Annotated in this window: 28 protein-coding genes; 16 read left to right on the top strand and 12 right to left on the bottom strand. The window is 63.4% G+C overall.

Features of this window, described 5'->3' with window-relative positions; genetic code table 11:
• Positions 1 to 7: 7 nt before the first annotated feature.
• The 7 genes from AC0L2L_RS18720 to AC0L2L_RS18750 all read right to left on the bottom strand — a co-directional run bounded on the left by AC0L2L_RS18720 (position 8) and on the right by AC0L2L_RS18750 (position 7,931).
• Positions 8 to 1,021 carry a type II secretion system F family protein gene (locus tag AC0L2L_RS18720; protein ID WP_473580074.1) on the bottom strand — a complete coding sequence of 338 codons (1,014 nt, stop codon included), beginning with the start codon at positions 1,019 to 1,021 and terminating at the stop codon, positions 8 to 10.
• Between the two features lie 155 nt (positions 1,022 to 1,176).
• Positions 1,177 to 2,676 (bottom strand): CpaF family protein, encoded by a 1,500-nt coding sequence (locus tag AC0L2L_RS18725; RefSeq protein ID WP_473580076.1) that lies wholly within the window; start codon positions 2,674 to 2,676, stop codon positions 1,177 to 1,179.
• 30 nt (positions 2,677 to 2,706) lie between these two features.
• Positions 2,707 to 3,990 (bottom strand): CpaE/TadZ family protein, encoded by a 1,284-nt coding sequence (locus AC0L2L_RS18730; protein ID WP_473580341.1) that lies wholly within the window; start codon positions 3,988 to 3,990, stop codon positions 2,707 to 2,709.
• Positions 3,991 to 4,035: 45 nt separating this feature from the next.
• Positions 4,036 to 4,767 carry a CpaD family pilus assembly protein gene (locus AC0L2L_RS18735; RefSeq protein ID WP_473580078.1) on the bottom strand — a complete coding sequence of 244 codons (732 nt, stop codon included), beginning with the start codon at positions 4,765 to 4,767 and terminating at the stop codon, positions 4,036 to 4,038.
• Between the two features lie 14 nt (positions 4,768 to 4,781).
• Positions 4,782 to 6,308 carry a type II and III secretion system protein family protein gene (locus AC0L2L_RS18740; RefSeq protein ID WP_473580080.1) on the bottom strand — a complete coding sequence of 509 codons (1,527 nt, stop codon included), beginning with the start codon at positions 6,306 to 6,308 and terminating at the stop codon, positions 4,782 to 4,784.
• Positions 6,305 to 7,114 (bottom strand): Flp pilus assembly protein CpaB, encoded by an 810-nt coding sequence (cpaB, locus tag AC0L2L_RS18745; RefSeq protein ID WP_473580082.1) that lies wholly within the window; start codon positions 7,112 to 7,114, stop codon positions 6,305 to 6,307. Before cpaB ends, AC0L2L_RS18740 begins: the two co-directional genes overlap by 4 nt.
• Positions 7,115 to 7,412: 298 nt before the next feature.
• Positions 7,413 to 7,931, bottom strand: coding sequence for an A24 family peptidase (locus tag AC0L2L_RS18750; protein ID WP_473580084.1), 519 nt, complete (start codon positions 7,929 to 7,931; stop codon positions 7,413 to 7,415).
• Here AC0L2L_RS18750 and AC0L2L_RS18755 point away from each other — a divergent pair.
• On the top strand, positions 7,846 to 8,022 hold the full coding sequence (locus AC0L2L_RS18755; protein WP_473580357.1) for a hypothetical protein: 177 nt from the start codon (positions 7,846 to 7,848) through the stop codon (positions 8,020 to 8,022). The genes AC0L2L_RS18750 and AC0L2L_RS18755 overlap by 86 nt on opposite strands.
• A 70-nt stretch (positions 8,023 to 8,092) precedes the next feature.
• Here the strand turns inward: AC0L2L_RS18755 and AC0L2L_RS18760 are convergent, their stop codons facing one another.
• Complete coding sequence (locus tag AC0L2L_RS18760) at positions 8,093 to 8,269, bottom strand: Flp family type IVb pilin (RefSeq protein WP_027169275.1); 177 nt, start codon at positions 8,267 to 8,269, stop codon at positions 8,093 to 8,095.
• Between the two features lie 357 nt (positions 8,270 to 8,626).
• Between AC0L2L_RS18760 and AC0L2L_RS18765 the strand changes: the two genes are divergently transcribed.
• The 3 genes from AC0L2L_RS18765 to AC0L2L_RS18775 all read left to right on the top strand — a co-directional run bounded on the left by AC0L2L_RS18765 (position 8,627) and on the right by AC0L2L_RS18775 (position 10,443).
• Positions 8,627 to 9,046 carry a pilus assembly protein N-terminal domain-containing protein gene (locus AC0L2L_RS18765; protein WP_473580086.1) on the top strand — a complete coding sequence of 140 codons (420 nt, stop codon included), beginning with the start codon at positions 8,627 to 8,629 and terminating at the stop codon, positions 9,044 to 9,046.
• Between the two features lie 142 nt (positions 9,047 to 9,188).
• Positions 9,189 to 9,779, top strand: coding sequence for a TadE/TadG family type IV pilus assembly protein (locus AC0L2L_RS18770; RefSeq protein WP_473580088.1), 591 nt, complete (start codon positions 9,189 to 9,191; stop codon positions 9,777 to 9,779).
• Positions 9,780 to 9,819: 40 nt separating this feature from the next.
• A complete protein-coding gene (locus AC0L2L_RS18775; RefSeq protein ID WP_473580090.1) occupies positions 9,820 to 10,443 on the top strand; it encodes a TadE/TadG family type IV pilus assembly protein in 624 nt (207 codons plus the stop codon).
• A 4-nt stretch (positions 10,444 to 10,447) separates the two neighbouring features.
• Here AC0L2L_RS18775 and AC0L2L_RS18780 read toward each other — a convergent pair whose 3' ends face one another.
• Positions 10,448 to 11,386 (bottom strand): phosphate/phosphite/phosphonate ABC transporter substrate-binding protein, encoded by a 939-nt coding sequence (locus AC0L2L_RS18780; RefSeq protein WP_473580092.1) that lies wholly within the window; start codon positions 11,384 to 11,386, stop codon positions 10,448 to 10,450.
• A gap of 132 nt (positions 11,387 to 11,518) precedes the next feature.
• On the opposite strand from AC0L2L_RS18780, the gene AC0L2L_RS18785 reads away from it, so the two are divergent.
• The 11 genes from AC0L2L_RS18785 to AC0L2L_RS18835 all read left to right on the top strand — a co-directional run bounded on the left by AC0L2L_RS18785 (position 11,519) and on the right by AC0L2L_RS18835 (position 23,215).
• Positions 11,519 to 12,757, top strand: a complete 1,239-nt coding sequence (locus tag AC0L2L_RS18785; RefSeq protein ID WP_473580094.1) for a phosphopentomutase — start codon at positions 11,519 to 11,521, stop codon at positions 12,755 to 12,757.
• A complete protein-coding gene (mutM, locus tag AC0L2L_RS18790) occupies positions 12,750 to 13,640 on the top strand; it encodes a bifunctional DNA-formamidopyrimidine glycosylase/DNA-(apurinic or apyrimidinic site) lyase (RefSeq protein ID WP_473580096.1) in 891 nt (296 codons plus the stop codon). Before AC0L2L_RS18785 ends, mutM begins: the two co-directional genes overlap by 8 nt.
• A gap of 49 nt (positions 13,641 to 13,689) precedes the next feature.
• The gene (locus tag AC0L2L_RS18795; RefSeq protein WP_027169268.1) at positions 13,690 to 14,463 is read left to right on the top strand and encodes an enoyl-CoA hydratase; all 774 of its coding nucleotides are present in this window, start codon (positions 13,690 to 13,692) and stop codon (positions 14,461 to 14,463) included.
• Positions 14,464 to 14,717: 254 nt separating this feature from the next.
• Positions 14,718 to 14,984 carry a 30S ribosomal protein S20 gene (gene rpsT, locus AC0L2L_RS18800; RefSeq protein WP_027169267.1) on the top strand — a complete coding sequence of 89 codons (267 nt, stop codon included), beginning with the start codon at positions 14,718 to 14,720 and terminating at the stop codon, positions 14,982 to 14,984.
• Between the two features lie 844 nt (positions 14,985 to 15,828).
• A complete protein-coding gene (dnaA, locus tag AC0L2L_RS18805) occupies positions 15,829 to 17,376 on the top strand; it encodes a chromosomal replication initiator protein DnaA (protein WP_473580343.1) in 1,548 nt (515 codons plus the stop codon).
• Between the two features lie 202 nt (positions 17,377 to 17,578).
• Positions 17,579 to 18,697, top strand: a complete 1,119-nt coding sequence (gene dnaN, locus AC0L2L_RS18810; protein WP_027169265.1) for a DNA polymerase III subunit beta — start codon at positions 17,579 to 17,581, stop codon at positions 18,695 to 18,697.
• A 195-nt stretch (positions 18,698 to 18,892) separates the two neighbouring features.
• Positions 18,893 to 20,053 (top strand): DNA replication/repair protein RecF, encoded by a 1,161-nt coding sequence (recF, locus tag AC0L2L_RS18815; RefSeq protein WP_473580099.1) that lies wholly within the window; start codon positions 18,893 to 18,895, stop codon positions 20,051 to 20,053.
• 253 nt (positions 20,054 to 20,306) lie between these two features.
• The gene (locus AC0L2L_RS18820) at positions 20,307 to 21,062 is read left to right on the top strand and encodes a molybdopterin-synthase adenylyltransferase MoeB (protein ID WP_473580101.1); all 756 of its coding nucleotides are present in this window, start codon (positions 20,307 to 20,309) and stop codon (positions 21,060 to 21,062) included.
• Between the two features lie 4 nt (positions 21,063 to 21,066).
• Positions 21,067 to 21,555, top strand: coding sequence for a GNAT family N-acetyltransferase (locus AC0L2L_RS18825; RefSeq protein ID WP_473580103.1), 489 nt, complete (start codon positions 21,067 to 21,069; stop codon positions 21,553 to 21,555).
• Positions 21,552 to 22,805 carry an aconitase X gene (locus tag AC0L2L_RS18830; protein WP_473580105.1) on the top strand — a complete coding sequence of 418 codons (1,254 nt, stop codon included), beginning with the start codon at positions 21,552 to 21,554 and terminating at the stop codon, positions 22,803 to 22,805. Before AC0L2L_RS18825 ends, AC0L2L_RS18830 begins: the two co-directional genes overlap by 4 nt.
• Positions 22,802 to 23,215, top strand: a complete 414-nt coding sequence (locus tag AC0L2L_RS18835; RefSeq protein WP_473580107.1) for an aconitase X swivel domain-containing protein — start codon at positions 22,802 to 22,804, stop codon at positions 23,213 to 23,215. The genes AC0L2L_RS18830 and AC0L2L_RS18835 overlap by 4 nt, the downstream gene beginning before the upstream one ends.
• A gap of 4 nt (positions 23,216 to 23,219) precedes the next feature.
• On the opposite strand, the gene AC0L2L_RS18840 is transcribed toward AC0L2L_RS18835, so the two are convergent.
• Positions 23,220 to 24,221, bottom strand: a complete 1,002-nt coding sequence (locus AC0L2L_RS18840) for a 2-hydroxyacid dehydrogenase (protein WP_473580109.1) — start codon at positions 24,219 to 24,221, stop codon at positions 23,220 to 23,222.
• A 169-nt stretch (positions 24,222 to 24,390) separates the two neighbouring features.
• Here AC0L2L_RS18840 and AC0L2L_RS18845 point away from each other — a divergent pair, with 169 nt between their 5' ends.
• The gene (locus AC0L2L_RS18845; RefSeq protein ID WP_473580111.1) at positions 24,391 to 24,948 is read left to right on the top strand and encodes an SH3 domain-containing protein; all 558 of its coding nucleotides are present in this window, start codon (positions 24,391 to 24,393) and stop codon (positions 24,946 to 24,948) included.
• On the opposite strand, the gene AC0L2L_RS18850 is transcribed toward AC0L2L_RS18845, so the two are convergent.
• Positions 24,938 to 25,330 (bottom strand): DUF4260 domain-containing protein, encoded by a 393-nt coding sequence (locus AC0L2L_RS18850; RefSeq protein WP_473580113.1) that lies wholly within the window; start codon positions 25,328 to 25,330, stop codon positions 24,938 to 24,940. The genes AC0L2L_RS18845 and AC0L2L_RS18850 overlap by 11 nt on opposite strands.
• A gap of 10 nt (positions 25,331 to 25,340) precedes the next feature.
• The gene (gene irrA, locus AC0L2L_RS18855; protein WP_027165887.1) at positions 25,341 to 25,772 is read right to left on the bottom strand and encodes an iron response transcriptional regulator IrrA; all 432 of its coding nucleotides are present in this window, start codon (positions 25,770 to 25,772) and stop codon (positions 25,341 to 25,343) included.
• Positions 25,773 to 25,941 lie beyond the last annotated feature (169 nt).

Here is a 25,941-nt window from a genome sequence, read left to right on the forward strand (position 1 = left end):
CGCGCCTCTACACTTCGAAATTCATCATCTTGCGCATCACCAGGATGCCGATCGACATCCACACACCCGCGCAGCCGAGGATCAGGTTGCCGACATTGGTGGTGAACAGCGGCATGATGTAGTTCGGGCTCGACAGATAGACCAGGAAGGCGACGACGAAAGGCAAGGCGCCGATGATGACGGCGGATGCCTTGGCTTCCATCGACAGCGCCTGGACCTTGGCCTTCATCTTCTTGCGGTCGCGCAGGACGCGCGAAAGGTTGCCCAGCGCCTCGGACAGGTTGCCGCCTGCCTGCGACTGGATCTGGATGACGATGCCGAAGAAGCCGGCCTCGCTGCACGGCATGGTCTCGGACATGCGCAAGGCGGCGTCGGGAACCGACATGCCCACCTGCTGGGAATCGACGATGCGGCGGAACTCTGAACGGACCGGTTCGGGCGATTCGTTGGCGATCAGGCGGATCGAGTCGTTGAGCGGCAGGCCGGACTTGACCGCGCGCACGATGATGTCGAGCGCGTTCGGAAACTCTTCCAGGAAGGCTTTGACGCGACGTGTGCGGCGAAACGAAACGAACCAGCGCGGCAGGCCGAGGCCGCCCACCAGCAGGGCGCCGGGCAAAGCCCACAGAGGCGCGCGGAGGAAAAAGAGAAGGGCCGTGAGCACGATGCCACAGACAGCGGAGTAGAGGTAGAAACGCTCGATCGAAACCTGCATGCCGGCCTGGCGGATCTGGACCTTCAACGGCGGCTTCTTGAGGTTGCGATCGTTGGTTTTCTGCTTCTCGTCGAGCTGCTTGAGCGAATCCTGGAGGCTTTTGCGCCGCTTGACCGCTTCCGCGGCGCGGTCACGCGTGGCCTTCACCACGGACCGGTCGGTTTCGGCCGTCTTGATGGTCTGGAGCCGCTTGCCGCTCTGCTTCTCATTGTCGATGCGCGAGAACAGGAACGCATAGGCCACCGCGCCGGCGCTGAAGCCGGCGAGCACGACGAACGCTAGTACGGTGGTGTCAATTCCGAACATCGACCGGAATCCCCAGGGCGGTTGGCCGCTTTAAAGTAACGGCGAACCGCTCTACCTCTCTGTTTTGACGCAATTCCGGACGGAAAGTTACGGCGAAGTCGCCGAACCGGACCGCTTCACACTTTTCCTGAAATTGCTTCAGACTTCCAAATGCATCAGTCAGCGCGTTTCTCCATCGCCTCAAGCGCGTTGGCGAGGCGCTGCTCCTCGCCATAATAACGGGCGCGGTCCCAGAAATGCGGGCGGCCGATGCCGGTCGAGACATGCTCGCCGACCAGCCGTCCGGCGGCGTCTTCGCCCTTGATGTTGTAGAGCACAAGATCCTGGGTGATGACGACGTCGCCTTCCATGCCGACCACCTCGGTGATGTGGGTGATACGACGCGAGCCGTCGCGCAGGCGGGCCGCCTGGATGATCACGTCGACCGAGCCGACGATGATCTCGCGCACCGTGCGCTGCGGCAGTGAATAGCCGCCCATGGCGATCATCGATTCCATACGGTTGAGGCATTCGCGCGGGCTGTTCGAGTGGATCGTTCCCATCGAGCCGTCGTGACCAGTGTTCATCGCCTGCAGCAGGTCGAACACTTCCGGTCCGCGCACCTCGCCGACGATAATCCGCTCCGGCCGCATGCGCAGGCAGTTCTTGACCAGATCGCGCATTGTCACCTCGCCCTCGCCCTCGAGATTGGGCGGCCGGGTTTCGAGACGGACCACATGCGGCTGCTGCAGCTGCAGTTCCGCCGAATCCTCGCAGGTGATGACGCGCTCCTCGCGGTCGATATAGTTGGTCAGGCAGTTGAGCAGCGTCGTCTTGCCGGAGCCGGTACCACCCGAGATGACGATATTGCAGCGGACACGCCCTATAATCTTGAGGACCTCGGCGCCTTGCGGCGAGATGGCGCCGAACTTGACCAACTGGTCCAGCGTCAGCTTATCCTTCTTGAATTTGCGGATGGTGAGCGCGGCGCCGTCGATCGAGAGCGGCGGGGCGATCACGTTGACGCGCGAGCCGTCGGGAAGGCGCGCGTCGCAGATCGGGCTCGATTCATCGACGCGGCGGCCAACCTGGCTGACGATGCGCTGGCAGATGTTGAGCAGCTGCTGGTTGTCGCGGAAGCGGACACCGGTCTGCTCGACCTTGCCGTTGACTTCGATGTAGACGTTCTTGGAGCCATTGACCATGATGTCGGCGATGTCGTCGCGGGCAAGCAACGGCTCCAGCGGTCCGTAGCCCAGAACGTCATTGCAGATGTCTTCGAGCAGCTCTTCCTGCTCGGAGATCGACATGGCGAAGTTCTTGATCGCGATGATGTCGTTGACGATGTCGCGGATTTCCTCGCGCGCGCTCTCGGGATCGAGCTTGGCGAGCTGCGACAGGTCGATCGTATCGATGAGCGCGGAAAAAACCTGGCTCTTGGTGTCGTAGTAGGCCTCGCTGCGCTCGCGCTGGACCTTTCTTGGCGGCTCCGGCGCCATCGGCGGCGGCTCGACAGGGCGACGGGCCGGCGGCGCGACTGGCGCGCTGGAAGCCGGCGTGGCCGGCCGCTCGGCCGTCATCGTCCCCGTCGAAGCGGGAGCGGCGGGAGCGGATGCCGGCGGACGGAATTCGGGCGTTGCCCGGTTGCCGTCGTCTTTGCCTCTTTTACCAAACATGATCGACTACCCGATGCCGCTTAACCAGCGTCACTTCTTGTTGCGCGAGAGCTTGCCGAGGATCGAGCCCAGGCCTGCCTTCTTCCTTGCCTTGATTTCGCTGCGTCCGGTCAGCACATGCGCTATCTCGTTGATGGTGGTGACGATGGGGCTCTTGGCGTCCATCTCGGAGAGCATGCGGCCGTTGTTGGAGGCGTTGCCGAACAACAACGGTTCGAAGTTGATCACGGCCATCGGCGTGATGCCGAGCGGCTCGGCGAAATCGGAAGCCGCGATCTCGGGCCTTTTCGGCACACCAGCCTGGTTGATGATCAGCTTCGGCGGCGGATCGTTTGGACGCAACCGCTTCAGCATGTCCACCATGTTCTTGGTGTTGCGAAGATTTGCGAGCTCGGGCGTGGCCGTGATGACGATCTCGTCGGCCTTGATCAGCGTGCTCTTCGTCCACCCGCTCCAGACGTGAGGCATATCGAGAACCAAGAGGGGCGCGCTGCGCTGCGCCGTCTCGATGATCTGCGAGAAGGCCTCGGCGTCGAAATCATAGACTCGCTCCAGCGTGGATGGAGCCGCGAGCAACGACAGATGTTCGGCGCATTGCGCGAGCAGGCGGTCGAGATAAACCTCGTCGACCCGCTCGGGCGAAAACACCGCTTCGGCGATGCCTTGCGCCGGGTCCTGGTCGAAATTGATGTTGGCGGTGCCGAAGGCGAGATCGAGATCGGCGATGACGACTTCGGATTTGAACAATGACGACATTGCCCAGGCGACATTGTGAGCGATGGTCGAGGAGCCGACGCCGCCCTTGGCGCCTATGAAAGCGATCGAGCGGCCGATCGGCTCCGATTCCGGATCGACGAAGATCGACGAGACCACGCTGACGATGTCGGTCATCGAGACCGGCGCGATGACATATTCGGAAATGCCGGACCGGATCAGCTCGCGGTAGAGCCCGACATCGTTGTAGTGGCCGATGACGACGACCTTGGAGGACGGATCGCAATATTCCGAGAGCTGGGCGAGTTGTTCGAGCAGCTGCTTCGGTTCGCTGCGCGATTCCAGCAGGATCAGGTTCGGTGTCGGCGCGGACTGGTAGAACTCGATCGCGGTCGGCACGCCGCCCATATGGACCTTGAGATGGGCCTTGGCCATCCGGCGATCCTCGCCGGCGCGCTCGACGGGGTTGGCGACGCCTTCGGTCTCGCAGAAGGCCTGGATCGAAATGCGCGGCACCGGACGCAGCGCCTGCATGGCGGCAATGTCCTGCTGCGAAAGGTCGCCGGTTTCCGCGGGCGTGTCGTAGGCAAGATTGCTCATCGTCATGCTCTTTCCGTGACTGCTTTCTTCGTCGTCCGGCGCGGCTTAGTAAGTGACTTCCGAGTTGCCGAGGAACTCGTCCGAGATGCCCCTTGCCCGGTAGGTGTCGATCACCGCGCCACGGTTTTCGGCGTCGATGTCGGACTGCTTGCGCGGCCCGAGCAGATCGTTGGGATTGGCCACCTGGGCCGCGAGGTTGTTCTGATAGGAGCAGCCGAAGTCGGCATAGTGCTTGTTCTCCGACGTCTCCGTCAGGTCGTCGGGCCAACGCCCACATTTGTCGGTCTGGGCACGCACCGCGACGAAGGCGACGCGCACCGGGGCGGACGCTTCCGGCACAGCCGACTGATAGGACGTCAAGACGATCCGGTTGCGCTTGACGCCGGCCGCCATGGCGAGCCTGGCGAAATCGCGGCCGGCCGATCGGGCGGCAGCCTCGTTGGCCGACCCGGCCGGGATCGCGATCGTCAGCGTCGGCGCGGCGCTTTTGTCGTAGCCGTCGAGAAAGCCGAGCAGCGTGTCGCGCTGGGCACCGGTCATACCGCGATCGCCGGCGCCGACCGGCAGATCGATCTTCTGGTTCTTCTCGGCGATAACGATCGGATGGGTCGTGCGGTAATCATCCGGGATCGATCCAACCGTGATGCTGTCGCGATTGGCGCAGCCGGCGAGCGATGCCGCAAGCATGACCGCCAGTGCCGGGACCACCTGCAGACGGATCCTTGCGATACCGGATGCTGTCCGGACCGTCATGACCTTCGATACTGACTTGGACATATCCGCATTCCCACTCATTTGTAGATGAAGCCGACGACGCCGTGGTAACGGCCGGCCGGCTTGTCGGTCTGCATGGTGCCGTAGACGCGATTGACCTTACCGAGGAACATGCCGGCGCCGTCGCTCGCAGGATTGAAGTTGTCGTCCGGCTTGGCCAGGTCGTTGCGCGCCACGGGCCGTGACAGATAGGGCGTGATGATGATGACGAGCTCGCTTTCGTTGCGGACGAAATCGCGGCTGCGGAACAGCGTGCCGAGCACGGGGATCTTAGTCAGGCCGGGTAATCCAGTGACCGCCTGCCTGACATCGTCGCGCACGAGGCCTGCGATCATCATCGAACCACCGGATGGCAGTTCCACCGTCGTATCCGCCAGGCGCTTGCGAAGCGACAAAGCGTTCATGCCGATACTCTGATTGTCCGTGGATGCCGACGCGGATCCTTCGGTTGTCGGTTCGGAAACCGAGGTTCTGACTTTCAGGCTTATGCGACCCGGCGACAGAACCACCGGCTGGAATTCCAGGCCGATGCCGTACTCGATCTTGTTGATCGAATAGGTCTTCAGACCGGTCTGATTGTCGCTGGACACGTTGGCGGAAACACCAGTCACAATATTGTATTCGCCGCCGACTTTGAAGGTCGCCTTTTCCCCGGACACGGCGGTCAAAGTCGGCTCGGCCAAGGTCTTCATGACCCCCGACTGCTCCATAGCGTTGATATAGGACTGCAGCCCTGACGAACTGGTAGCGAGGCCCGCGTTCGACAGCGGTTTGCCAAGACCCGTGTAAGGGTCGCTGAGTGCGCTCCAGGAAATACCGTTGCTGGCGCCGCTGGCGAGCATGTTGACGCCGAGCTGCTTCATCACCGAGCGGCTGACTTCGGCGACGGTCACCTTGAGCGTCACCTGGTCGTCGCCGATGATCTGCAGGAGGTTGACGATCCTGGAGGTCCGGCGTTCCTGGTCGGGGTTGTTGATGTCGACGCCGCCATTGACCGAGCCGCCGGCGGCAGTCTGCGAATATTGACCCGTCGTCGCTTCGCCGCCGGACACGAAGATGGTTGCCAGGTCGACGGCGCGCTTGGAATCGAGCGGCGTGTCGACCATGCCCGTCAAGACGACGTTGTCGTTGAGAAGCTCGACCTTGATCTGCGAGGACGGGATGAAGCGCTTCAGATAATCCTCCAGCCCGGCGACGTCGCGTTCGACGGCCAGATCCAGGCTGACGATCTGCTCGCCATTGGGGCCGAAGACGAAGATGTTGGTTTCGCCGACCGTCTTGCCGAACAGGTAGATGCGCCGCGCCGTGCGGGTCACGGCATCGGCGACCGCCGGATTGGCGACAAGGATATCATAGGCGTCGCTCGGCAGGTCGATGACCACGGATTTGTTGAGGCCGAGCTTGACGCGCTGCGTGGCGACGGAAGCCGATACGCCGGCGCTCGCGGCCCTGGCTTCGGCCAAGCCCAACGCGTTGGTGCCGAGCAGGAACAGGCCGACCGCAGCGGTCGCCAGTAAGGGCAGCAGTTTGCCGTTTAGCCTCATTTCCTCGCTCCCACCTCGGAAACCTCGCCCGACTTGATCAGGCGCACCGTTCCGCGTCGGCCATTGCCGGTGACCAGATAGTCGGCTTCGTCCGAAACCTTTTCATGGATGTCCGTGATCGGACGCAACGCCAGCGTCAGGCGGTCCGCCATCTGCTGCGCCACGGTGATGATCTCGGCCTGCTGCGGCGTCAGCTCCAGCGTCGCGGTCTGGCCGACCCTGGTCTTCTTGCCTTCCTCGTCTTCCTGGATGGTCTGGTCGATGGCCAGGACGCGGATGTTCTTGAGGATCGTCTCGGTGTTGAAGCCGCTGCCGCCGTTGCCGGTGTCGGCGCGGCGGGTCATGATGACGTCGACGAAGTCGTTGGGCAGGATGAAGCCGCCGGCGGACGTATCGGCCGATATCGCGGTGGCGACAGCGCGCATCCCGGAAGGTAGGATCGACGACATGAAGCTCTGCCCCTCGCCGACAAGCTTGGAGCGCCGCAGCGGCTCGCCGGTATACATAGCGACGCGTGCTACCGAGCCCTTGAGCTTTTCGACTGCGTCAGGTTCAGCGACGCGCGTGATGAAATTGGCATTGACGCCGTCGGCCGGCCATTGTTCCCAACTGATGTTGTTGGCTAGCTGGCTGCCCATCGGCACGTCGCCGGAAAGCACCAGCACATCCTGCAATGCGATCGCCGGCTGCTTTGGCGCATTGACAATGACCTGAGGCGCCGGCGCGACCATGTTCTTCGCGACATAGCCCGCGCCACCCGCCGCGACCGCAGCCACGCCCAGAATAATCAATCGGGATGCTGGCATTCGTCCGAAACCCTTCGCCTCATGGCAAACCACCTCGCCAGGCCGGACTTTGCAGCTCAATCGTCAAAACAAGGTTAATGTAATGCTTACGATCGTGATTAATTTAAGGTTTACTCAAATTGAATGGAACGGCCCCGCCGTTAACAAAAAAGGCGGCCAGGCCGCCTTTTATCGTCGACATCGGTGCCGCCTGACTAAAGCGCGTCGCGCTGAAGCGGATTCAGGCGACACGCTTTTAAGTATTTTTTTTATGCATGTCGTTGTCCCAGAACCGCTGCACACTTCCGGGCGACATGCATCAAGTCGCAAGCCTTCCCAGCGCCCAGACCATCAGCGGCGAATCCGGGAAAGTGATCAGCCCTCCCGCGCCAAGCGCGACAGCGTATGGGATGCCCACGCTCTCGTCGGCGAAATAGCGAAGAAATCGGCTGTGGCCGGTATACATGGCCAGCGGCGATTTCCGGTAAGCCAGGATTGCGATGGTCAGCAGGCCGCCGATGAAAGCCGACGTCAGCAGATAGCCGATCAGGTTGATGTTGAGGCCCATCCACAGAGCCGTCGCGGCAAGAAGCTTGGCGTCGCCGCCGCCCATGCCGCCGAGTGCGAAGAGCCCGAATGTCGTCGCAAGCACGAGGGCGCCGGCAGCGAAGTGCCAGCCATAGGTCGCCCAGTCCATACCGGTGAGCGGCGCGACAAGCGCGAAGGTCGCCACCAGCAGCACGGGAACGCGGTTGGCGATCGTCATCGACAAACTGTCCGAGATCGCAGCAAACAGCATGCAGAAAGGAAAGACGACGAAGATCACGGCTTCAAGCATGGATGTGGACCCGCAGGGAATCGACTGCCAGGCTAGGCTCGGCGAATTAACGATTGATGAGACCGGCCACTCAAATCGTCTGGCTGAATAAGTTAAGGGCCGCCAAGGCGGCCCTTAACAATCGAACGCGCGACCTTATCAATCGCCCGGCTGGCCTGCTTTTAGTTGCCGGCGCCGTTAAGCGTGTCGGCAATGTTCTGGAACTTGGCGTTCAGCGAGGTGCCGAGCGCGCCAGCGCCGATCATGATGGCGAGCGCGATGAGAGCGGCGATCAGACCGTATTCGATGGCGGTCGCGCCGGATTCGTCCTTCACGAAGCGTGCAATGAGGTTAGACATTCGAGAGCTCCTACTCCACGTGTTACAGCACTTCCGTCAACTTCTCTTTCGGTTGATCGGATGCTGCAAATCTAGGGAGAAGCCCTTTCAATCGGCTTAATAAACAGCCTTACCGATTCCTTTCCGGTGGCGAACGCGTTGTGTGGTTAACCGTGGCCTAAACATTGCCAGCCAACATGGCACGCCGGGAAAACAGCGGAAACCCGCGGCTCGTGCAATATTGCTAAAACAGCGGGCACCATTGATGCCCGAGGCATGCGCGAGCCGATCATTCATCGTGGCGAGGCTCGGTTTAACCGTTGGTTCACCAATCTCGTTCATGTTCTGGTGAAGAATCTGCCCGCCGGGAGCGCTTCAATGACCTTGTCCAGATCGCTGTTTCCAGTCGCCGCGCTGCTGGCAACTGCCTTGGTCATGCCGGCCAGCGCCGGCGCGGGGATAGAAGTCACCATGAACCAGGCGAAGATCGTCAAATTGTCACGCGCGGCCGACACGGTCGTCATCGGCAATCCGGCGATCGCCGACGCCTCCGTGCAGGACGCCTCGACCATCGTTCTCACCGGCAAAGGTTTTGGTGTCACCAATCTGGTCGTGCTCGACACGGACGGCAGTCCGATCATCGATGAACAGGTGACCGTCGTGCGACAGGCCGCCTCCTCGGTGCGCATCTACAGGCGCTCTGACGTTCAGACCATGTCCTGCACGCCCTATTGCGAGGGTGCGTTCAAGACCGAGGCCGAGAAGACCTCCGAATCCGAAATGAGTGCCGCGCACTGAGCCCCAACGAGGGCGGTCCCGCAGCCGTTAAAGACAGCTTAAGGCTCGCCCGCCGAATTTAACGATCATCCAAACCGGACTTCAATGGGTTTTCGCTAACCCTGCCGTCGGTACCGCTATGGGGATCGGCAGGAACACAAAAATGAGCAAGGACGCCACATCCGGCAACGGCATGGACAGCAAGGCGCGCGGCAAATCCCGCCCCGGCTTCTTCAGCGACAGACGCGGCAGCACGGCGATGGAATTTGCGATGCTGGCCATCCCGTTCGCGCTTCTCGTCTTCGCTATCCTCGAGAGCTGCATCTCGTTCGCCGGCCAGGAGGTGATGGCCAACGTCACCGACGATGTCGCCCGCCAGTTGCGAACCGGACAGCTTCAGCAGAACAACGTCACCGAGGCCTCCGTCAAGCAGCTGATCTGCAGCAGGCTGGAGATCATGGTGGCCAAGAACTGCCCTGGACTGCTGGTCGATCTGCGCGAATATTCGAGCTTCGCGGACGCCGCGACGGCGGGCTTCAAGATCGTGGGCAACGACGTCGTTCTGACGCAAGGCGGAGGCGACAAGACCTTCGCAATTTCGCCCGGGCTGGCCGAATCGATCAACATGCTGCGGGTGTTCTACAAATGGCCGGTGATGACGGATCTCCTGGCCAAGATGCAGAATTTCACTGATGGCACCACGCTGCATTTCGCGTCCGTGACCTGGCAGAACGAACCATTCGACGACAACTGACGCTGCTGGACGCTGAGACTGCGGCGACTTGGAGGATAGGATGTACCGTGCGGGGGCACATTGGGGAATTTCGGCCATCGTGGCGCGAGCGAGGCGGTTTGGCCGCGATCGCAGCGGGGTCGCGGCCATCGAGTTCGCGTTCATCGTGCCGGTGCTGCTGATCATGTATTTCATCACGATGGAGGCCTCGCAGGCCATCGAGACCAGCAAGAAAGTCAGCCGCATCGGCAGCATGGTGGCGGATCTCGTCACACAGCAGACGGCAGTGGTGAAGGCCGACCTCGATGCGATGATGAAGATCGGCAGTACAACGCTTCTGCCCTACAACCGTTCGGATCCGACGATCATCATCACAGGCATACAGATGTCGGATCAGGCCTCGCCGACAGTGACGGTGCTGTGGTCGCGCAAGCTCGTGGGCAAGTCCTACAGCGTCGATGCCAAGTCCGGAGACACCACGACCGTCCCGGCGACGCTGAGAATCCGCAACACCTTCCTGGTCCGGGTGGAAAGCGACCTCGGCTATACACCGGTCATCGCTTGGGACGGGAACGCGCAGCAGCAATCGGCCGGATTGCTGTCGACCTTCAGCCACATAAACATGAGCGAGACCTATTACCTGCGCCCGCGCCGGATTGCGACGATCCTTTGCAAGGATTGCTGACAGGCTATTCTTTTCCGGCCGTTTCCCGCCGCACGATCGCCAGAGCCATCGTGTAGTCGTTCTGCGTGGCCGGCGCAAAACCCCCGGAATGGGTCGATTCCAGCAGATCGTATACATCAGGCGTCTGGGACTTGAGATTGGTCAGGAAGACCGTCAGCCGTCGCTTTGCCTCCGGATCGAGATCGCTGCGGACTGCGTGCGGGCCGTAGCGCAACAGCCCCGAGGTCCATAACACCCGAAGCGATGCTCCAGGGATACCTGCAGCCTCCAGCCGCGCGACCGTGCCGTCGGAATGGGCGGACCGGCCATCTGCATCGGCCGGCTCGCAGCCGAACAGGCCGTCCGCCTCACCGCCGCTCAGCATCGTCTCGGCCGCGGTAGCCGAAGCGGCGCGCGCCAGGAAGGGCGCATCCTGCGCGATCTTGAAGCCTTCGGCGGAAAGAGCTGTCAGCGGCAGCAGCGCGCCGCCGACATTTCCGGCCGGCGCTATCGCGATCCGATGCGAAGCCATGGCAGCAATATCCGGAAGCCTGCCGTCGCGTGTCACCAGGATCGAGCGGATGCCGACGGCGCCGTCGGCATCGACCGGCGCCACGAGCGGTTCGACACAGCCGCAGCGCTCCGAAGCCGTGGCATAAGCGAGGGCGGAGTAGACCGCGTATTGCACACGTCCGTTCGCCTGCGCTTCGATCAGCGCCGCATAGTCGCGCGCAACCACGAACTCGACCTTCATGCCGAGCGCATTGGCATAGGCCTCCGTCAGGCGAGCGAGCCCCGGGACGGCGTTGCCGCCGCCCGACTCGGCAACGACGCCGATGCGGAACGTGCCGATGTCGTCACGCCAGTCGGCGCGTGCCGGCCATGAGGCGGCGCCGAACGCCGCGAGAGCGGCCGCGCACACCTTCACGGCCTGCCATGCCGCGGTTTTGCCGCGCCTCGCCATACTTGCTTTGCTCCCGCCGGATCTGCGCCTTGCCGCAACTATGGCGCGAAGCCGTTGCGGTTTGGTTTCCGATTTGCCAACGCTGCCGGGGAACCTTATGTCTGGCAGCCAGGGCTGACAACAATGATACCCATGGCGCGCGCTTTCCTGTTCGTTCTCGATTCTTTCGGCATCGGCGGCGCGGCCGACGCCGAGCGCTATGGCGATGCCGGCGCCGACACGTTCGGACATATCTTCAAAGCCTGCGCCGAAGGCCGCGCCGACCGGGAAGGTCTGCGTAAAGGGCAACTCGCCGTGCCCAACATGATGTCGCTCGGGCTTGGCCGGGCGGCGCAAACCTCGACGGGACTGAGACCTGGCATCGACGCGCCGCTGATTGCCTCAGCCTTCCATGGCGCAGCCCAGGAAGTGTCGACCGGCAAGGACACGCCGTCGGGCCATTGGGAGATCGCCGGCCTGCCCGTGCGCTTCGACTGGGGTTATTTTCCCGACACCGTGCCGGCCTTCCCGGCCGAGCTGACCGAAGCGATCATCCGCGAAGGCAAGCTGCCGGGAATCCTCGGCAACTGCCATGCGTCCGGAACCGAGATCATCGAGCGGCTCGGCGAAGAGCATATCCGTACGGCCAAGCCGATCTGCTACACATCGGTCGATTCCGTGCTGCAGATCGCCGCGCACGAGACGCATTTCGGCCTCGAAAGGCTTTATGCGCTCTGCCTGACGGTGCGCCGGCTGGTCGACCCCTTGAAGATCGGACGGGTGATCGCGCGACCGTTCGTGGGCGAGACACCCGCCACGTTCCAGCGCACCCACAACCGCCGCGACTATGCGGTGCCGCCGCCGGAGGAGACCCTGCTCGACCGGCTTGCCGGCCGCGGCAGCAAGGTCGTTGCCGTCGGCAAGATCGGCGACATCTTCGCCCATCGCGGCATCTTCGAGGTACGCAAGGCCGGCGGCAACATGGCGATGTTCGACAAGGCGCTCGGCGCCATGGACGACGCCGGCGAAGGCGATCTGGTCTTTGCCAATTTCGTCGACTTTGACACCGACTTCGGTCACCGGCGCGACGTCGCCGGCTATGCGGCCGCGCTTGAAGCCTTCGACCGCCGGCTGCCCGAGGCGTTGTCGCGCATCAGGCCGGGCGACCTTCTCATCCTGACCGCCGACCATGGCAACGACCCGACGTGGCGCGGCACCGACCATACGCGTGAGCGCGTTCCGGTGATCGGCGTCGGGCCGGGGCTGAAGGGCGGCGACATCGGGCTCAGGCCGACCTTCGCCGATATCGGCGAAACCGTAGCGGATCACCTTGGCCTGGCCGCCGGCCGCCACGGAACATCATTCCTCGCAACGATAGGCGGCCATGCCTGAACTGCCTGAAGTCGAGACCGTCCGGCGCGGACTGCAGCCGGTGCTGGAAGGGGCGCGGCTCGTTAAGGTCGAGGCGCGCAGGCCCGACCTTCGCTTTCCTTTTCCCGAACGCTTTTCGGAGCGGCTTGCCGGCAAGACCGTGACGGCGCTTGGCCGGCGTGCCAAATATCTGACGATGCATATCGAAAACGGTCCCGTGCTGATCTGCCATCTCGGCATGTCGGGATCGTTCCGGGTCGAAGCCGCCGGAAGCAACGACATCCCCGGCGCCTTCTATCACGAGCGCTCGAAAAGCGCCGCGCACGACCATGTCGTGTTCGACGTTGCCTCGCCGAAGGGCGAGCGCTCGCGCATCATCTTCAACGACCCGCGCCGCTTCGGCTTCATGCTGTTTGCCGAAGGCGCGCCGGACACGCATCCGATGCTGGCCGGACTGGGCGTGGAACCGACCGGCAACGCGCTCGACGGGGCGCTGCTCGCGTCGCTGCTCGATGGCCGCAGATCGCCGCTCAAGGCGGCGCTGCTCGATCAGCGGCTGATCGCCGGGCTTGGCAATATATATGTGGCGGAGGCGCTGTGGCGCGCCGGTCTCTCGCCGCTGCGCGAAGCCGGCACCATCGCCGGGCCGGCCAAGAAGGCGAAAGAGCGAAGTGGACGCCTTGCCGCGGCGATCCGCTCGGTTATCGCCGATGCCATCGCTGCCGGAGGCTCTTCGCTTCGCGACTATGTCCAGGCCGATGGATCGCTTGGCTACTTCCAGCATTCCTTCGCGGTCTACGATCGCGAAGGGGAGCCATGCCCGAAGCCTGGCTGCCGCGGCCACATCGAGCGCATCGTGCAAAGCGGCCGCTCCACCTTCTATTGCCGGACCTGTCAGCGGTAAGCTAGGAACGGCTACCGATCATCCCACTGCCGCGGAAGGATGCGAAACCATGGCTTATGAAACCATTCTCGTCGAGACGCGTGGCAAGGTCGGGCTGATCACGCTGAACCGGCCCAAGGCGCTCAATGCGCTGAATTCGCAAGTCCTTGCGGAGGTCGTGGCGGCGGCGAGCGCGTTCAACGCCGATGCCGGGATCGGCGCGATGGTGCTTACCGGCTCGGAAAAGGCGTTTGCCGCCGGCGCCGACATCAAGGAAATGCAGGCGTTGTCCTTTGCCGACGCCTACACGCAGGACTTCTTCGTCGGCTGGGAGGAATTCACGCGCACACGCAAGCCCATCATCGCGGCGGTCGCGGGCTACGCGCTCGGCGGCGGCTGCGAGCTGGCCATGATGTGTGACTTCATCATCGCCGGCGACAACGCCAAGTTCGGCCAGCCCGAAATCACGCTCGGCGTCATGCCGGGCATGGGCGGATCGCAGCGACTGACCCGCTTCGTCGGTAAGTCGAAGGCGATGGACATGTGCCTGACCGGACGCATGATGGATGCGGCCGAGGCCGAGCGCTGCGGACTGGTGTCACGGGTGGTCCCGGTCGCCGAGTTGCTCGAGGAAACGCTGAAGGCGGCGGCGAAGATCGCCGAGTTCTCACTGCCGTCAGTGATGATGACCAAGGAGGCCGTCAACCGCGCCTACGAGACAACTCTGACAGAGGGGCTTCGCTTCGAGCGCCGCCTGTTCCATTCGCTGTTTGCCCTCGACGACCAGAAAGAAGGCATGACCGCCTTCGTCGAGAAGCGGAAGCCCAATTTCAGCAATCGCTGAAGTGCGTCGCGCGGACGTGGATACCAGCAACGCACTTCAGCTTTTTTCTTGATGCATGTCGTTGTCCCAAAACCGCTGCGCACTTTTGGGCGACATGCATTGGAGCTTCTCCAAAAAGACCGCGAAGTGGGCGTTGACGCGCCGGAAAAGCTGAACTATAAGCCGCACCAACCGAGGCGGCCCTATGGCTGCCCGTTTGTTTTTTGTGCCCTGCGGCACCCCGCTGGCGCCCACCAGATCAGAAGAGAGGCATCATGGCCAATACGTCTTCGGCCAAAAAGGCAACGCGCAAGATCGCCCGCCGCGCTGCGGTCAACAAGAACCGCCGCTCGCGTGTCCGCACCTATGTGCGCCAGGTCGAAGAGGCGCTGGCCGCCGGCGACAAGGCCGCGGCGGTGGAAGCCTTCAAAGTGGCGGAGCCGGAATTGATGCGCGCCGCCACCAAGGGCGTCGTCCACAAGAACACGGCTTCCCGCAAGGTTTCGCGGCTGGCCCAGCGGGTCAAGACGCTGTCGGCCTGACCGATTTAATCCTCGACCCCATCGACGTTGAACCCGGCCGCGCAGGCCGGGTTTTTTCGTTTGCCGGCAAGTACTTAAAAAAATCACCCGCGAATGGCCGCCGGAATGGACTTGCATGGCGTGAATGCTTTGCCGGCATATACAGTGCCGCTGATAGTGACGCGACTGCTCCGTGGCAGGCTGCCAAATTTCGCCTGTCAAAGAATCTGTTGCTTTTTCAGTGACTTACAGCGGGTCATCCACAGCTTGTTCAACTCACGGTCGAGCGGCGGGGGAGAAGTCGCTGTCAAGAGAATTATTTCAGATTATTTCGTTTCGGGCGGCCTTTTTCATATTCGCCGGAAAAGGGTTTGAATCACAATGGCTTTGTCAAAATGTGCCGTGGCGGCACCGGATTTCAAGCTCCGTCCGGTAACCAGATTCGTTAAAAAACCGTTAGATGTGGCCTTGCCCTATCCACAACGATTTCGGTAATGTCCCATCCATCGAAGGGACGGGCTTTTGCCCCTGACCCAGCCTGAATTGGCCAGCACAAAATGGCAGAATTCATGACGTGGAGCAATTCCGCGTGCGGCTTGGTTTTGCCTCTTCGGTGCGGGTAGGGGACTGGCGTAATTGTACATGGCGGTCGATGTCTCGCCGGCGTTTTCGCCGGGGGGTGATGTATTGCCTTGTCGTTGTCGGAAGCCGGCGTGCGAGCCGGCAGCCTGTCCCTTGCGCGAGTTGCGACGATCATTGCCGGCGGCGGCAGTGGCGGCGCAGCGAAATGAGGGCGCTGGACCAAGGATGCAGGAGGCGCATCCCCGGCGGGAAAAGGGCACGAGAAAGACAAGGGACCATGATCATGCAAAGCGGCATCGAGAGGGAGATCGCGGGCGAGCTCCCGTTTCCAGCAACTTTTGTCGGGGGGGAGCAGGTGGCGGCATCCAACGACGCGGAACAGAAATTCGAGCGGGTCAAGACCCAGCTGAAGGCGCGTCTCGGAGTCGAGGTCTATTCGAGCTGGTTCGGTCGCATGAAGGTCGCAGAGGCCTCCCGCGGCATTGTCCGCATCTCCGTGCCCACGGCCTTCCTGCGGTCATGGATCAACGGCCACTACCTTGAGCTTATCGCCGAGCTGTGGCGGCATGAGGACCCCAACATCCTCAAGATCGAGATCGTCGTGCGCACCGCGACGCGCCAGGGGCGCAACCATGTCGAGCCGGAAATCGCGCCAGCGCGCAAGATGACCAAGCAGACGCATACCGCGCTCGCCAACGGCACTGCGGGCGCCGGACGGGTGGAACAACGGGCGCCGGCGCCCCGCCAGGGCGCGTCCGTGGAAACGGAGTTCCGCCACAATGTGTTGGGCTCGCCGCTTGACCCACGCTACACGTTCACCTCCTTCATCGAGGGACCGTCGAACAGGGTGGCCTTCGCCGCGGCCAAGGCGGTGGCGGAATCCCAGTCGAGCGCGGTGCGCTTCAATCCGCTTTTCCTGCATGCCACCGTCGGGCTCGGCAAGACGCACCTCCTGCAGGCGATCGCGGCGGAATCGCTGCGGCACAATCCGAAGTCGCGCGTCGTCTATCTGACGGCGGAGTATTTCATGTGGCGCTTCGCCACCGCGATCCGCGACAACAACGCGCTGACGCTGAAGGAGCAGCTGCGCGACATCGATCTCCTGATCATCGACGATATGCAGTTCCTGCAGGGCAAATCGATCCAGCACGAGTTCTGCCACCTGATCAACATGCTGCTCGACAGCGCCAAGCAGGTGGTGGTCGCGGCCGACCGGCCGCCGTCGGAACTGGAATCCCTGGAGCCGCGCGTGCGTTCGCGCCTCAATGGCGGCGTGGCGCTCGAAATGTCGGCGCCGGATTTCACCATGCGGCTCGGCATGTTGAAGCTGCGGCGCGCCACCGCCAAGACCGATGACACCTCGCTCGATATCTCGGACGAAATTCTGGACCATGTCGCGCGCACGGTTACCGGCAGCGGGCGCGAGCTTGAAGGCGCCTTCAACCAGCTTTTGTTCCGCCAGTCCTTCGAGCCGCAGATCACGATCGACCGCATCGACGAGATCCTCGGCCACATCTACCGCTCGGGCGAGCCGAAGCGGGTGCGCATCGAGGATATCCAGCGCATCGTGGCGCGCCACTACAACGTGTCGAAGACGGAGCTCCTGTCCAACCGGCGCACGCGCACCATCGTCAAGCCGCGGCAGGTCGCGATGTATCTGTCGAAGGTGATGACGCCCCGCTCACTGCCGGAGATCGGGCGACGTTTCGGCGGCCGCGACCACACGACCGTGCTCCATGCCGTGCGCAAGATTGAAGACCTTTCAGGCGCCGACAACACGCTGGCGCAGGAGCTCGAACTGCTCAGAAGGCTGATCAACGACCAGGCCTGAGCCAGTGGAGAAATAGTCGGCGGCGCGCGTCGCCGGCTTTATCCCCAGAAAGCCCGTGCTGCCGGCCCGAACCGGTGCCGCGGGCTTGCGTTCGCAGGTTTTTTACTGTCAGCTTACACAGATTCTGAAAGCCCTTCAGGGCTTTCCCGGGATACCGCCTACCGGTGACCCGTTCATTCATTGAAGCGAGCCTGTTTTCGTCATGCGTGTTATCCTGGAACGGTCAAACCTTTTGAAGTCCCTCAACCACGTCCACCGCGTGGTCGAGCGGCGCAACACCATACCGATCCTGTCCAACGTGCTGCTCAGCGCCGAGGGCGCCAGCCTTGAGATGAAGGCGACCGACCTCGACCTCGAAGTGACGGAGGCGACGCCCGCCAAGGTCGAACGCGGCGGCGCTACGACGGTGCCGGCGCATTTGCTCTACGATATCGTGCGCAAGCTTTCCGATGGCGCCGAGGTGATGCTGAAGACGGACGAAGACGGCAACGCGATGACCGTCACCTCCGGACGCTCGAGCTTCCGCCTGCAGTGCCTGCCGCAATCCGACTTCCCGGAGCTTTCGGCCGGTTCGTTCTCGCATATCTTCCGTCTGGAATCGGCGGCGCTCAAGGGTCTGATCGACAAGACCCAATTCGCCATCTCCACCGAAGAGACGCGCTACTACCTCAACGGCATCTTCCTGCACACGCATGAGGTGGGCGGCAAGTTGAAGCTGCGCTCGGTGGCGACCGACGGACACCGCCTGGCGCGCGCCGAGATCGACGCGCCGGCCGGTTCGGAAGGCATGCCCGGCATCATCATTCCGCGCAAGACGGTGAGCGAGCTGCAGAAGCTGGTCGACGATCCCGACGTCGCGGTGACCACGGAATTGTCGGACACCAAGATCCGCTTCACCATCGGCAGCGTCGTTTTGACCTCTAAGCTGATCGACGGCACCTTCCCCGACTATCAGCGTGTCATTCCGACCGGCAACGACAAGCAGCTGATCATCGACCGCCAGAGCTTTGCCGCGGCCGTCGACCGGGTTTCGACCATTTCCTCCGAACGCGGCCGGGCCGTGAAGCTTTCGATCAATGACGGCCAGGTCACGCTCGCGGTCAACAACCCGGATTCGGGCAGCGCCACCGAGGAGCTCGCGGCTGACTATTCGTCGGACCCGATCGAGATCGGCTTCAACGCCAAATACCTGCTCGACGTCGCGGCCCAGCTCACGGGTACGGAAGCCAAATTCATGCTGGCCGACGCCGGTTCGCCGACACTGATCCACGACATGGCCGACGAAACAGCGCTCTACGTGCTGATGCCGATGCGAGTTTAGGCTTTTTTGTCGACGCAATTCCGGACGGAAAACCGTGCCACACTTTTCCTGGAATTGCGCTTTTGCCTGTCGCAATTCCGGACGGAAAACCGCCGTGCACTTTTCCTGGAATTGCGCTTTTGCCTGTCGCAATTCCGGACGGAAAACCGCCGTGCACTTTTCCTGGAATTGCTCTAGCGGACCTGATGTGCAACCGTGACCGCGGACGCGAAACAGCTTCGGCAGCAAAGCTACATAAGTAAGCTAACACTGACGAATTTCCGCAATTATGCGACGCTGTCGCTTGAGTTCGCGCCCGGCGCGGTGGTGTTGTCGGGCGACAATGGCGCCGGCAAGACCAATCTCCTGGAAGCAATCTCGTTCCTGACGCCGGGGCGTGGGCTGCGCCGCGCGCCCTATACGGATGTGGCGCGCGAAGGTGGCGACGGCGGCTTTGCGTTGCACGCGCGCATCGAGGGACCCGAAGGCCAAGTCGAGATCGGCACCGGCATTTCCGGCGGAGACGCCGCCGGAGAAGGCGGCAGACGCGTGCGGATCAACGCTGCGCCTGCCCGATCTGCCGCGGACATGCTGGAGTGGCTGCGGGTCGTCTGGCTGACGCCGGCGATGGACGGGCTGTTTCCCGGGCCGGCGATGGACCGCCGCCGCTTCCTCGACCGGCTGGTCCTGGCGATCGACCCCGGCCATGGCCAGCGCGCTCTCGACTACGAGAAAGCCATGCGCGGCCGTAACCGTTTGCTTACTGAAGGCTCGCGCAACGGCGCTTGGTTCGACGCGATCGAGACGCAGATGGCCGAGACCGGCGTGGCGATCGCCGCGGCGCGGGTCGAGTTGGTGCGGCTGCTTGCCGCCATGATCGACAGATTGCCGGGCAGTGGGCCGTTTCCGCAGGCCGATATCAGCCTTGCCGGCGACCTGGAGAGCGCGCTGGGCAGCGCACCCGCGGTCGATGTCGAGGAGCGGTACCGCGTGGCCCTTGCCAATGGCCGCGAGCGCGACCGCGCCGCCGGGCGCACGCTGGACGGTCCGCATCGTTCCGATCTCGCGGTGCGGCACCGGCCGAAGTCGATGCCGGCCGAGCTTTGCTCGACCGGCGAGCAGAAGGCGCTGCTGGTCGGCATCGTGCTGTCGCATGCCAGGCTGACCGGCGAGATGTCGGGCCTGACGCCAATCCTCCTGCTGGACGAGATCGCCGCGCATCTCGATGCAGGCCGGCGCGCGGCATTGTTCTCCATACTCGAGGAGCTGAATTGCCAGGCCTTCATGACCGGCACGGATGCCTCCTTGTTTTCGAGCCTTGAGGGCCGCGCGCAGTTCCTGACGGTCGATCACGGCAGCGTCGGCGTGACCGGCTGATGTCAGCGCTCATCCTGCGGGACAAAGCTTCGCTTTGCCCGTGCTTGCCCGGCGGGACAAAGCTTCGCCTTGCCCGTGCTTGCCCGGCGGGACAAGGCTTCGCCTTGCCCGTGCTTGCCCGGCGGGACAAAGCTTCGCTTGCCCGTGCTTGCCTGGCGGGACAAGGCTTCGCCTTGCCCGTGCTTGCCCGGCGGGACTAAGCTTCGCTTTGCCCGTACATGACAAGGTTTTCCGCCCGCGATATGGTCCGGCGATGACCAGCGCCGCCCTGACCGACGAAGAGCTCGAACGCTACGCCCGCCACATCGTGCTGCCCGAGATCGGCGGCCCAGGGCAGCAGAAGCTGAAACGGGCGCGGGTGCTGGTGATCGGCGCCGGCGGGCTCGGCGCCCCGGTGCTCGAATATCTTGCCGCCGCCGGCGTCGGAACGCTCGGCATCGTCGACGACGACACGGTTTCGTTGTCCAACCTGCAGCGGCAGGTGATCCATGGCGGCGACACGATCGGCATGGCCAAGACCGACAGCGCACGGGAAGCGATCATGCGCATCAACCCCAATGTCACGGTGGAATCGCACCGCCTGAGGCTGACGGTGCAGAACGCCCCTGCCCTCGTCGCCCGCTACGACATCGTCGTCGACGGCTCCGACAATTTCGAGACGCGCTACGCTGTCGCCGATGCCTGCGCCGGTGAAAAGAGACCCCTCGTCACAGCTGCCGTCGGGCGCTTCGACGGCTCGGTGACGGTGCTGAAGCCGTTCGAGACCGGCGCCGACGGCAAGCGCAATCCGAGCTACCGCGATCTGTTCCCGGAAGCGCCGCCCGAAGGGCTGGTGCCGTCCTGCGCCGTTGCCGGCATCGTCGGCGCGCTGACGGGCGTCATCGGCACGCTGGAAGCGATGGAAGCGATCAAGCTGATCACCGGCATAGGCGAGCCGCTGATCGGGCGGCTGCTGCTCTATGACGGGCTCTCCGCCCGCTTCGACACCATCCGCTACAAGGCCGTCTGAGCGCATGGACCAGACCGTCGGCATCTCCATAGTCGGCCTTCCTGCGGATTTCGACCGATGGGACGACTTGCTCGCGCTGATCCGGCGCGCCTTCAGCTATATGGACGGCATCATCGACCCGCCGTCATCGGCGCATCTTTTCACAGCCGGCAGCCTTGGCGAGAAGGCAAAACGGGAGACCGTATTTCTGGCCGTCGAGAACGGCCGTATCGTCGGTTGCGTCTTCGCGCTGGAACGGATGCGGGATTTCTATGTCGGCAAGCTCGCGGTCGAGCCACCGCTCCAGGGCCAAGGCATCGGAACCCTGCTGATGCGGGCGGTCGAGGATCTTGCCCGCGAACGCGGCAAGAACGCGATCGAGCTTCAGACCCGTATAGAACTGACGGCAAACCATGCGGCCTTCGCCCGGCTCGGCTTTCTCGAGACTGAGCGCACGGCGCATGAGGGCTATGACAGGCCAACCTCCATCACCATGCGCAAGGTGCTGTCTTGAGCCTCGCACTCAGCCCGGAAGATCAGGCGACCGCAGCCGGCCAGGATGGCGCGGGCATGGCGATGCGCATCGTCGCCGAAAGCGCCCGCCTGCTCGGCGCGCCGCGGCTCATCCCGATCGCGTCCACTCATATCGACGGCGCGCTTTACCATGGCGATTCCGGCACGTTGTTTGCCGAAAGGCTGGTCGAAGGCGGCGCGAAGGTTGTGGTGCGCTCGACGCTCAATGTCGGGGCGCTCGACCTGATGGGTTGCTCGCGCATTCGCCTGGAAGAGCCGCAACGCGGGATGGCGTGGCGGATGACGGAGGCCTATCGCAAGCTCGGCTGCGAGCAGAGCTGGACCTGCGCGCCCTACCAGGCCGGACACAGGCCCGCGCTTGGCAGCGACGTGGCCTGGGGCGAGTCCAACGCGGTCGTCTTCTGCAATTCGGTGCTGGGCGCGCGCACCAACCGCTATGGCGATTTTCTGGATATTGCCTGCGCCATCACCGGCCGCGCGCCGGATTACGGCCTGCACCGGCCCGATAATCGCCGGGCGCGGCTCATTTTCGATATCTCGCGCCTGTCGCCATCTTTCCTTGCCTCGGAGATCGCCTGGCCTGTCCTGGGCAGCCTCTATGGCCGCGAGGTGGGCAGCGCGGTCGGTGTCGTCACCGGTGTGGCCAGTCATCCGGGCGAAGACGCGCTGAAGGCCTTCGGCGCGGCGGCTGCGTCGTCCGGCGCGGTCGGCCTGTTCCACATCGCCGGCGTGACGCCCGAGGCTCCCGACGTCGAAACCATCCTGGCCGGACCGGAACCGGAGGCGGTGATCCGTGTGACGCCCCAGATGGTCGCGAAGGCGCGCGCCGGCCTGTCGACCACCACCGCGGGCAAAGCCATCGATGCGGTGGCGATCGGCAGCCCGCATCTGTCGCACGCCGAGTTTGACAGGCTGGAGCGGCTGATCGCCGGTCGCCGGCTCACGGTACCGGTCTATGCCTGCACCGGCCGCCACGCGCTTGCCTTGCTGGAGCAGGACGGCCGGCGAAAGCGGCTCGAAGCCAGCGGTGTCGTCATCGTCGCCGACACCTGCGTGGTGGTGACGCCGATCATGCCGGAGCTCAGCAATGGCGTGCTGATGACCAATTCCGGCAAGTTCGCGCATTACGCGCCGGGCAACACCGGCTATTCGGTCCTCTACGCGTCGCTCGCCGACTGCGTCGAAAGCGCGGTCGTCGGCAAGCCGGTCCTCACGGATATCGCCGCATGAGCGCTCCGGCCGAAATCCTGGTGCCGGGCAAGGCGGGCGAAGGCGAAGCGCTGGTGCTGACGGCGCCGATCAGCTTCTGGGGCGGCGTCGATCCCCGGAGTGGGCGTATCGCCGACGTTCGCCACCCGCAGCATGGCGAGGTCATTGCCGGCCGGGTGCTGTTCCTGCCGGGCACGATCGGCTCATCATCCGCTTCGGCGGTGCTGATGGAGCTCGTCCACAACGGACGGGCGCCGGCGGCGCTGGTGCTACACGAGCCGGACGCCATCCTTCTGCTCGGGCTGATCGTAGCCCGGGAAATGGGCTGGGAAACGCCGATCGCGGTGCGCCTCGGGCGCGACCAGTTCGATACCTATCGTGGGACCGCCGTAACAGTCGCCGCAGACGGTGCCGTCAGCGTGGCCGTTTAGATCTTCAGGTCCTCAGCGGCAGAACCCGGTCCGGCGGGCGGTGGCCGTCGAAGAAGGCGCGAATGTTGATGATCACCTTCTCGCCCATGTCGATGCGGCCTTCGAGCGTGGCCGAACCCATATGCGGCAAAAGCACCACCTTGCCCTTGGCAGCAAGCTTCAACAGCTTGCTGTTCAGCGCCGGCTCGTGCTCGTAGACGTCGAGGGCGGCGCCGGCGATCTTGCCGTCATGGATGAGCTTGACCAGCGATTCCTCGTCGATGATATCGCCGCGCGCGGTGTTGACGAGGTAGGCCGAAGGCTGCATCAGCGCCAGCCGACGACCGGACAGCAGATGGAACGTCGCCGGCGTCGAGGGACAATTGACCGAGATGATGTCCATGCGGGCCAGCATCTGGTCGAGGCTTTCCCAGTAGGTTGCCTCCAGCTCCTCCTCGACCGCCGGCAGCACGCGGTGCCGGTTGTGGTAGTGGATCGACAGGCCGAAGGCCTTGGCCCGCCTGGCGACCGCCGTGCCGATGCGACCCATGCCGACGATGCCCAGACGTTTGCCCCAGATGCGCCGGCCGAGCATCCAGGTCGGCGACCAGCCGGCCCATTTCTTCTCGCCTGTCAGCACATTGGCGCCTTCGGCCAGGCGTCGCGGCACGGCGAGCATCAGCGCCATGGTCATGTCGGCGGTGTCTTCGGTGAGCACATTCGGGGTGTTGGTGACGGTGATGCCTTTCTTGGCCGCCGCCGCGACGTCGATCTTGTCGACACCGTTGCCGAAATTCGCGATCAGCTTGAGGTTTTCGCCAGCCTGGGCGATCAGCGCGGCATCGATATGGTCGGTGATGGTGGGAACCAGCACATCGGCTTCCTTGACCGCGGCGACCAGCTCCGGCTGCGTCATCGGCCGGTCCTCGACATTCAATCGCGCATCGAACAGCTCGCGCATGCGGGTTTCGACCGGATCGGGCAGCTTGCGCGTGATGACGACGAGGGGCCGTTTTTTGCCTGCCATTTTATCCCCGAAGCTTCCTCGAAACCGATCTCGTTGAGACCTCTTTAACCAAGACCGGCGAAACTTGTAGCCGATCGCGGCACCAGCCCACTCCTGTAACAAGCAGTGCCGCCGAAGACAAAGAAAAAGGGGCGCTCATCCCGACGGACCGGCGCCGAAAGGAACGAAAGTGTCTGGTTTCGCGTCGCTTCGCCTGGCCTTCAGCGCAGCCATCCTTGGCGCCCTCCTGTGCGCGCCGCAGGCCTTCGCGCAAAGCGCTGCAGCGCCGGCGCAAACCATAACGCTTGGCCCAAGCGGCCTGCCGCTGCCGCGCTTCGTCAGCCTGAAGCCGGCCCGCGTCAACTCGCGCGTCGGCCCCGGCGCCAATTACTCCGTCAACTGGATGTACATGAAGGCCGGGCTGCCGATGGAAGTCATCCAGGAATTCGACACCTGGCGCCGCGTGCGCGATGCCGACGGCTCGGAGGGCTGGATCAACCAATCGCTGCTCTCGGGCCGCCGTACCGCGATCGTCGCGCCCTGGCAGCGCGGCAAGGGCGGGCGAATCAGCCTGCTCGACGAGCCCGACAAGGATGCCGGCGTCGTCGCCATCATCGAGCCAGGCGTGATCGGCTCGATCAAGAAATGCGACGGCCAATGGTGCGAAATGACCTTCGACGGCCACACCGGATGGATGGCCCAGTCGCAGGTGTGGGGCGCTTATCCCGGCGAAAAGTTCAAGAACTGAGTTTGCCGGACGGATCAGCCTCGCGGCGCCCGATGCGCCCGAGATGGGTATCCTGAAAACCACTGGACAATTTCAGGCCGTAGCCCAGGGCGCGATCGATGGCTATGTGGGCGATCCAGATCAGCGCCACCGCTGTCGCGATCGGACTGGAAAGCAGGACGCCAGCAAGACCAAGGACGAGCGGGACGATCAGGATGTGCAGGAAGTTGTAGGCGACGGCGCCAATCCGCGGCCCGGCAAGGTAGCCGAGCATCGACAGGTCAGGCGCCAGGATGAGCAGCGCGAACAGCCACCAGGAGACGCCCGACACTGCGTAGAAAACGATGGCCGCCACGGCAACCGCGACCCATTCCAGCCGGACTGCCAGGTCGACGGGACGCATCGCCAGCGGATCAATCGCAGCGTTTGGGGCGAAGTCTCACCACGATGTCGACATTGGCTATCTCCATGCCTTCCGGAGGCGCCGGCAGGTTGGAGACGGTTACCGGCCCGCTTTCGATATCGAAAATCCGGTTCTCGCCCTCGACGTAGAAGTGATGATGGTCGGAGGTGTTGGTGTCGAAATAGGTTTTCGAGCCTTCGACCGCCAGGATGCGCAGCAGGCCGGCCTGGGTGAACTGGTGGAGCGCGTTATAAACCGTCGCCAGTGAGATCGGCACGCCGGCGGCGATCGCCTCCTCGTGCAGTTCCTCGGCCGAAAGGTGGCGGTCGCCCTTGGCAAAAAGCAGGTCGGCCAGCGCGATGCGCTGGCGCGTCGGCCTCAGGCCGGCTTCGCGAACCCGCTTGTCCACAGCGACATTTTCCTTCCGGTAGCCCGAATCCATCTTCACTTCGAAGCTTGCTGCCCAGCCCATCAACAGGTCCAGAATGGCAAAAAGACGTCAAAAGCCAAAACCGGACATCAGCCGACATATATTCTGTAGTCCGAACGCGATCAATAGCGCGCATTGACCCGGGCAGGCGCACGGGTTAAGCGCAAACGCCGGTTTCCGG

The organism is Mesorhizobium sp. WSM4832, from assembly GCF_055811115.1.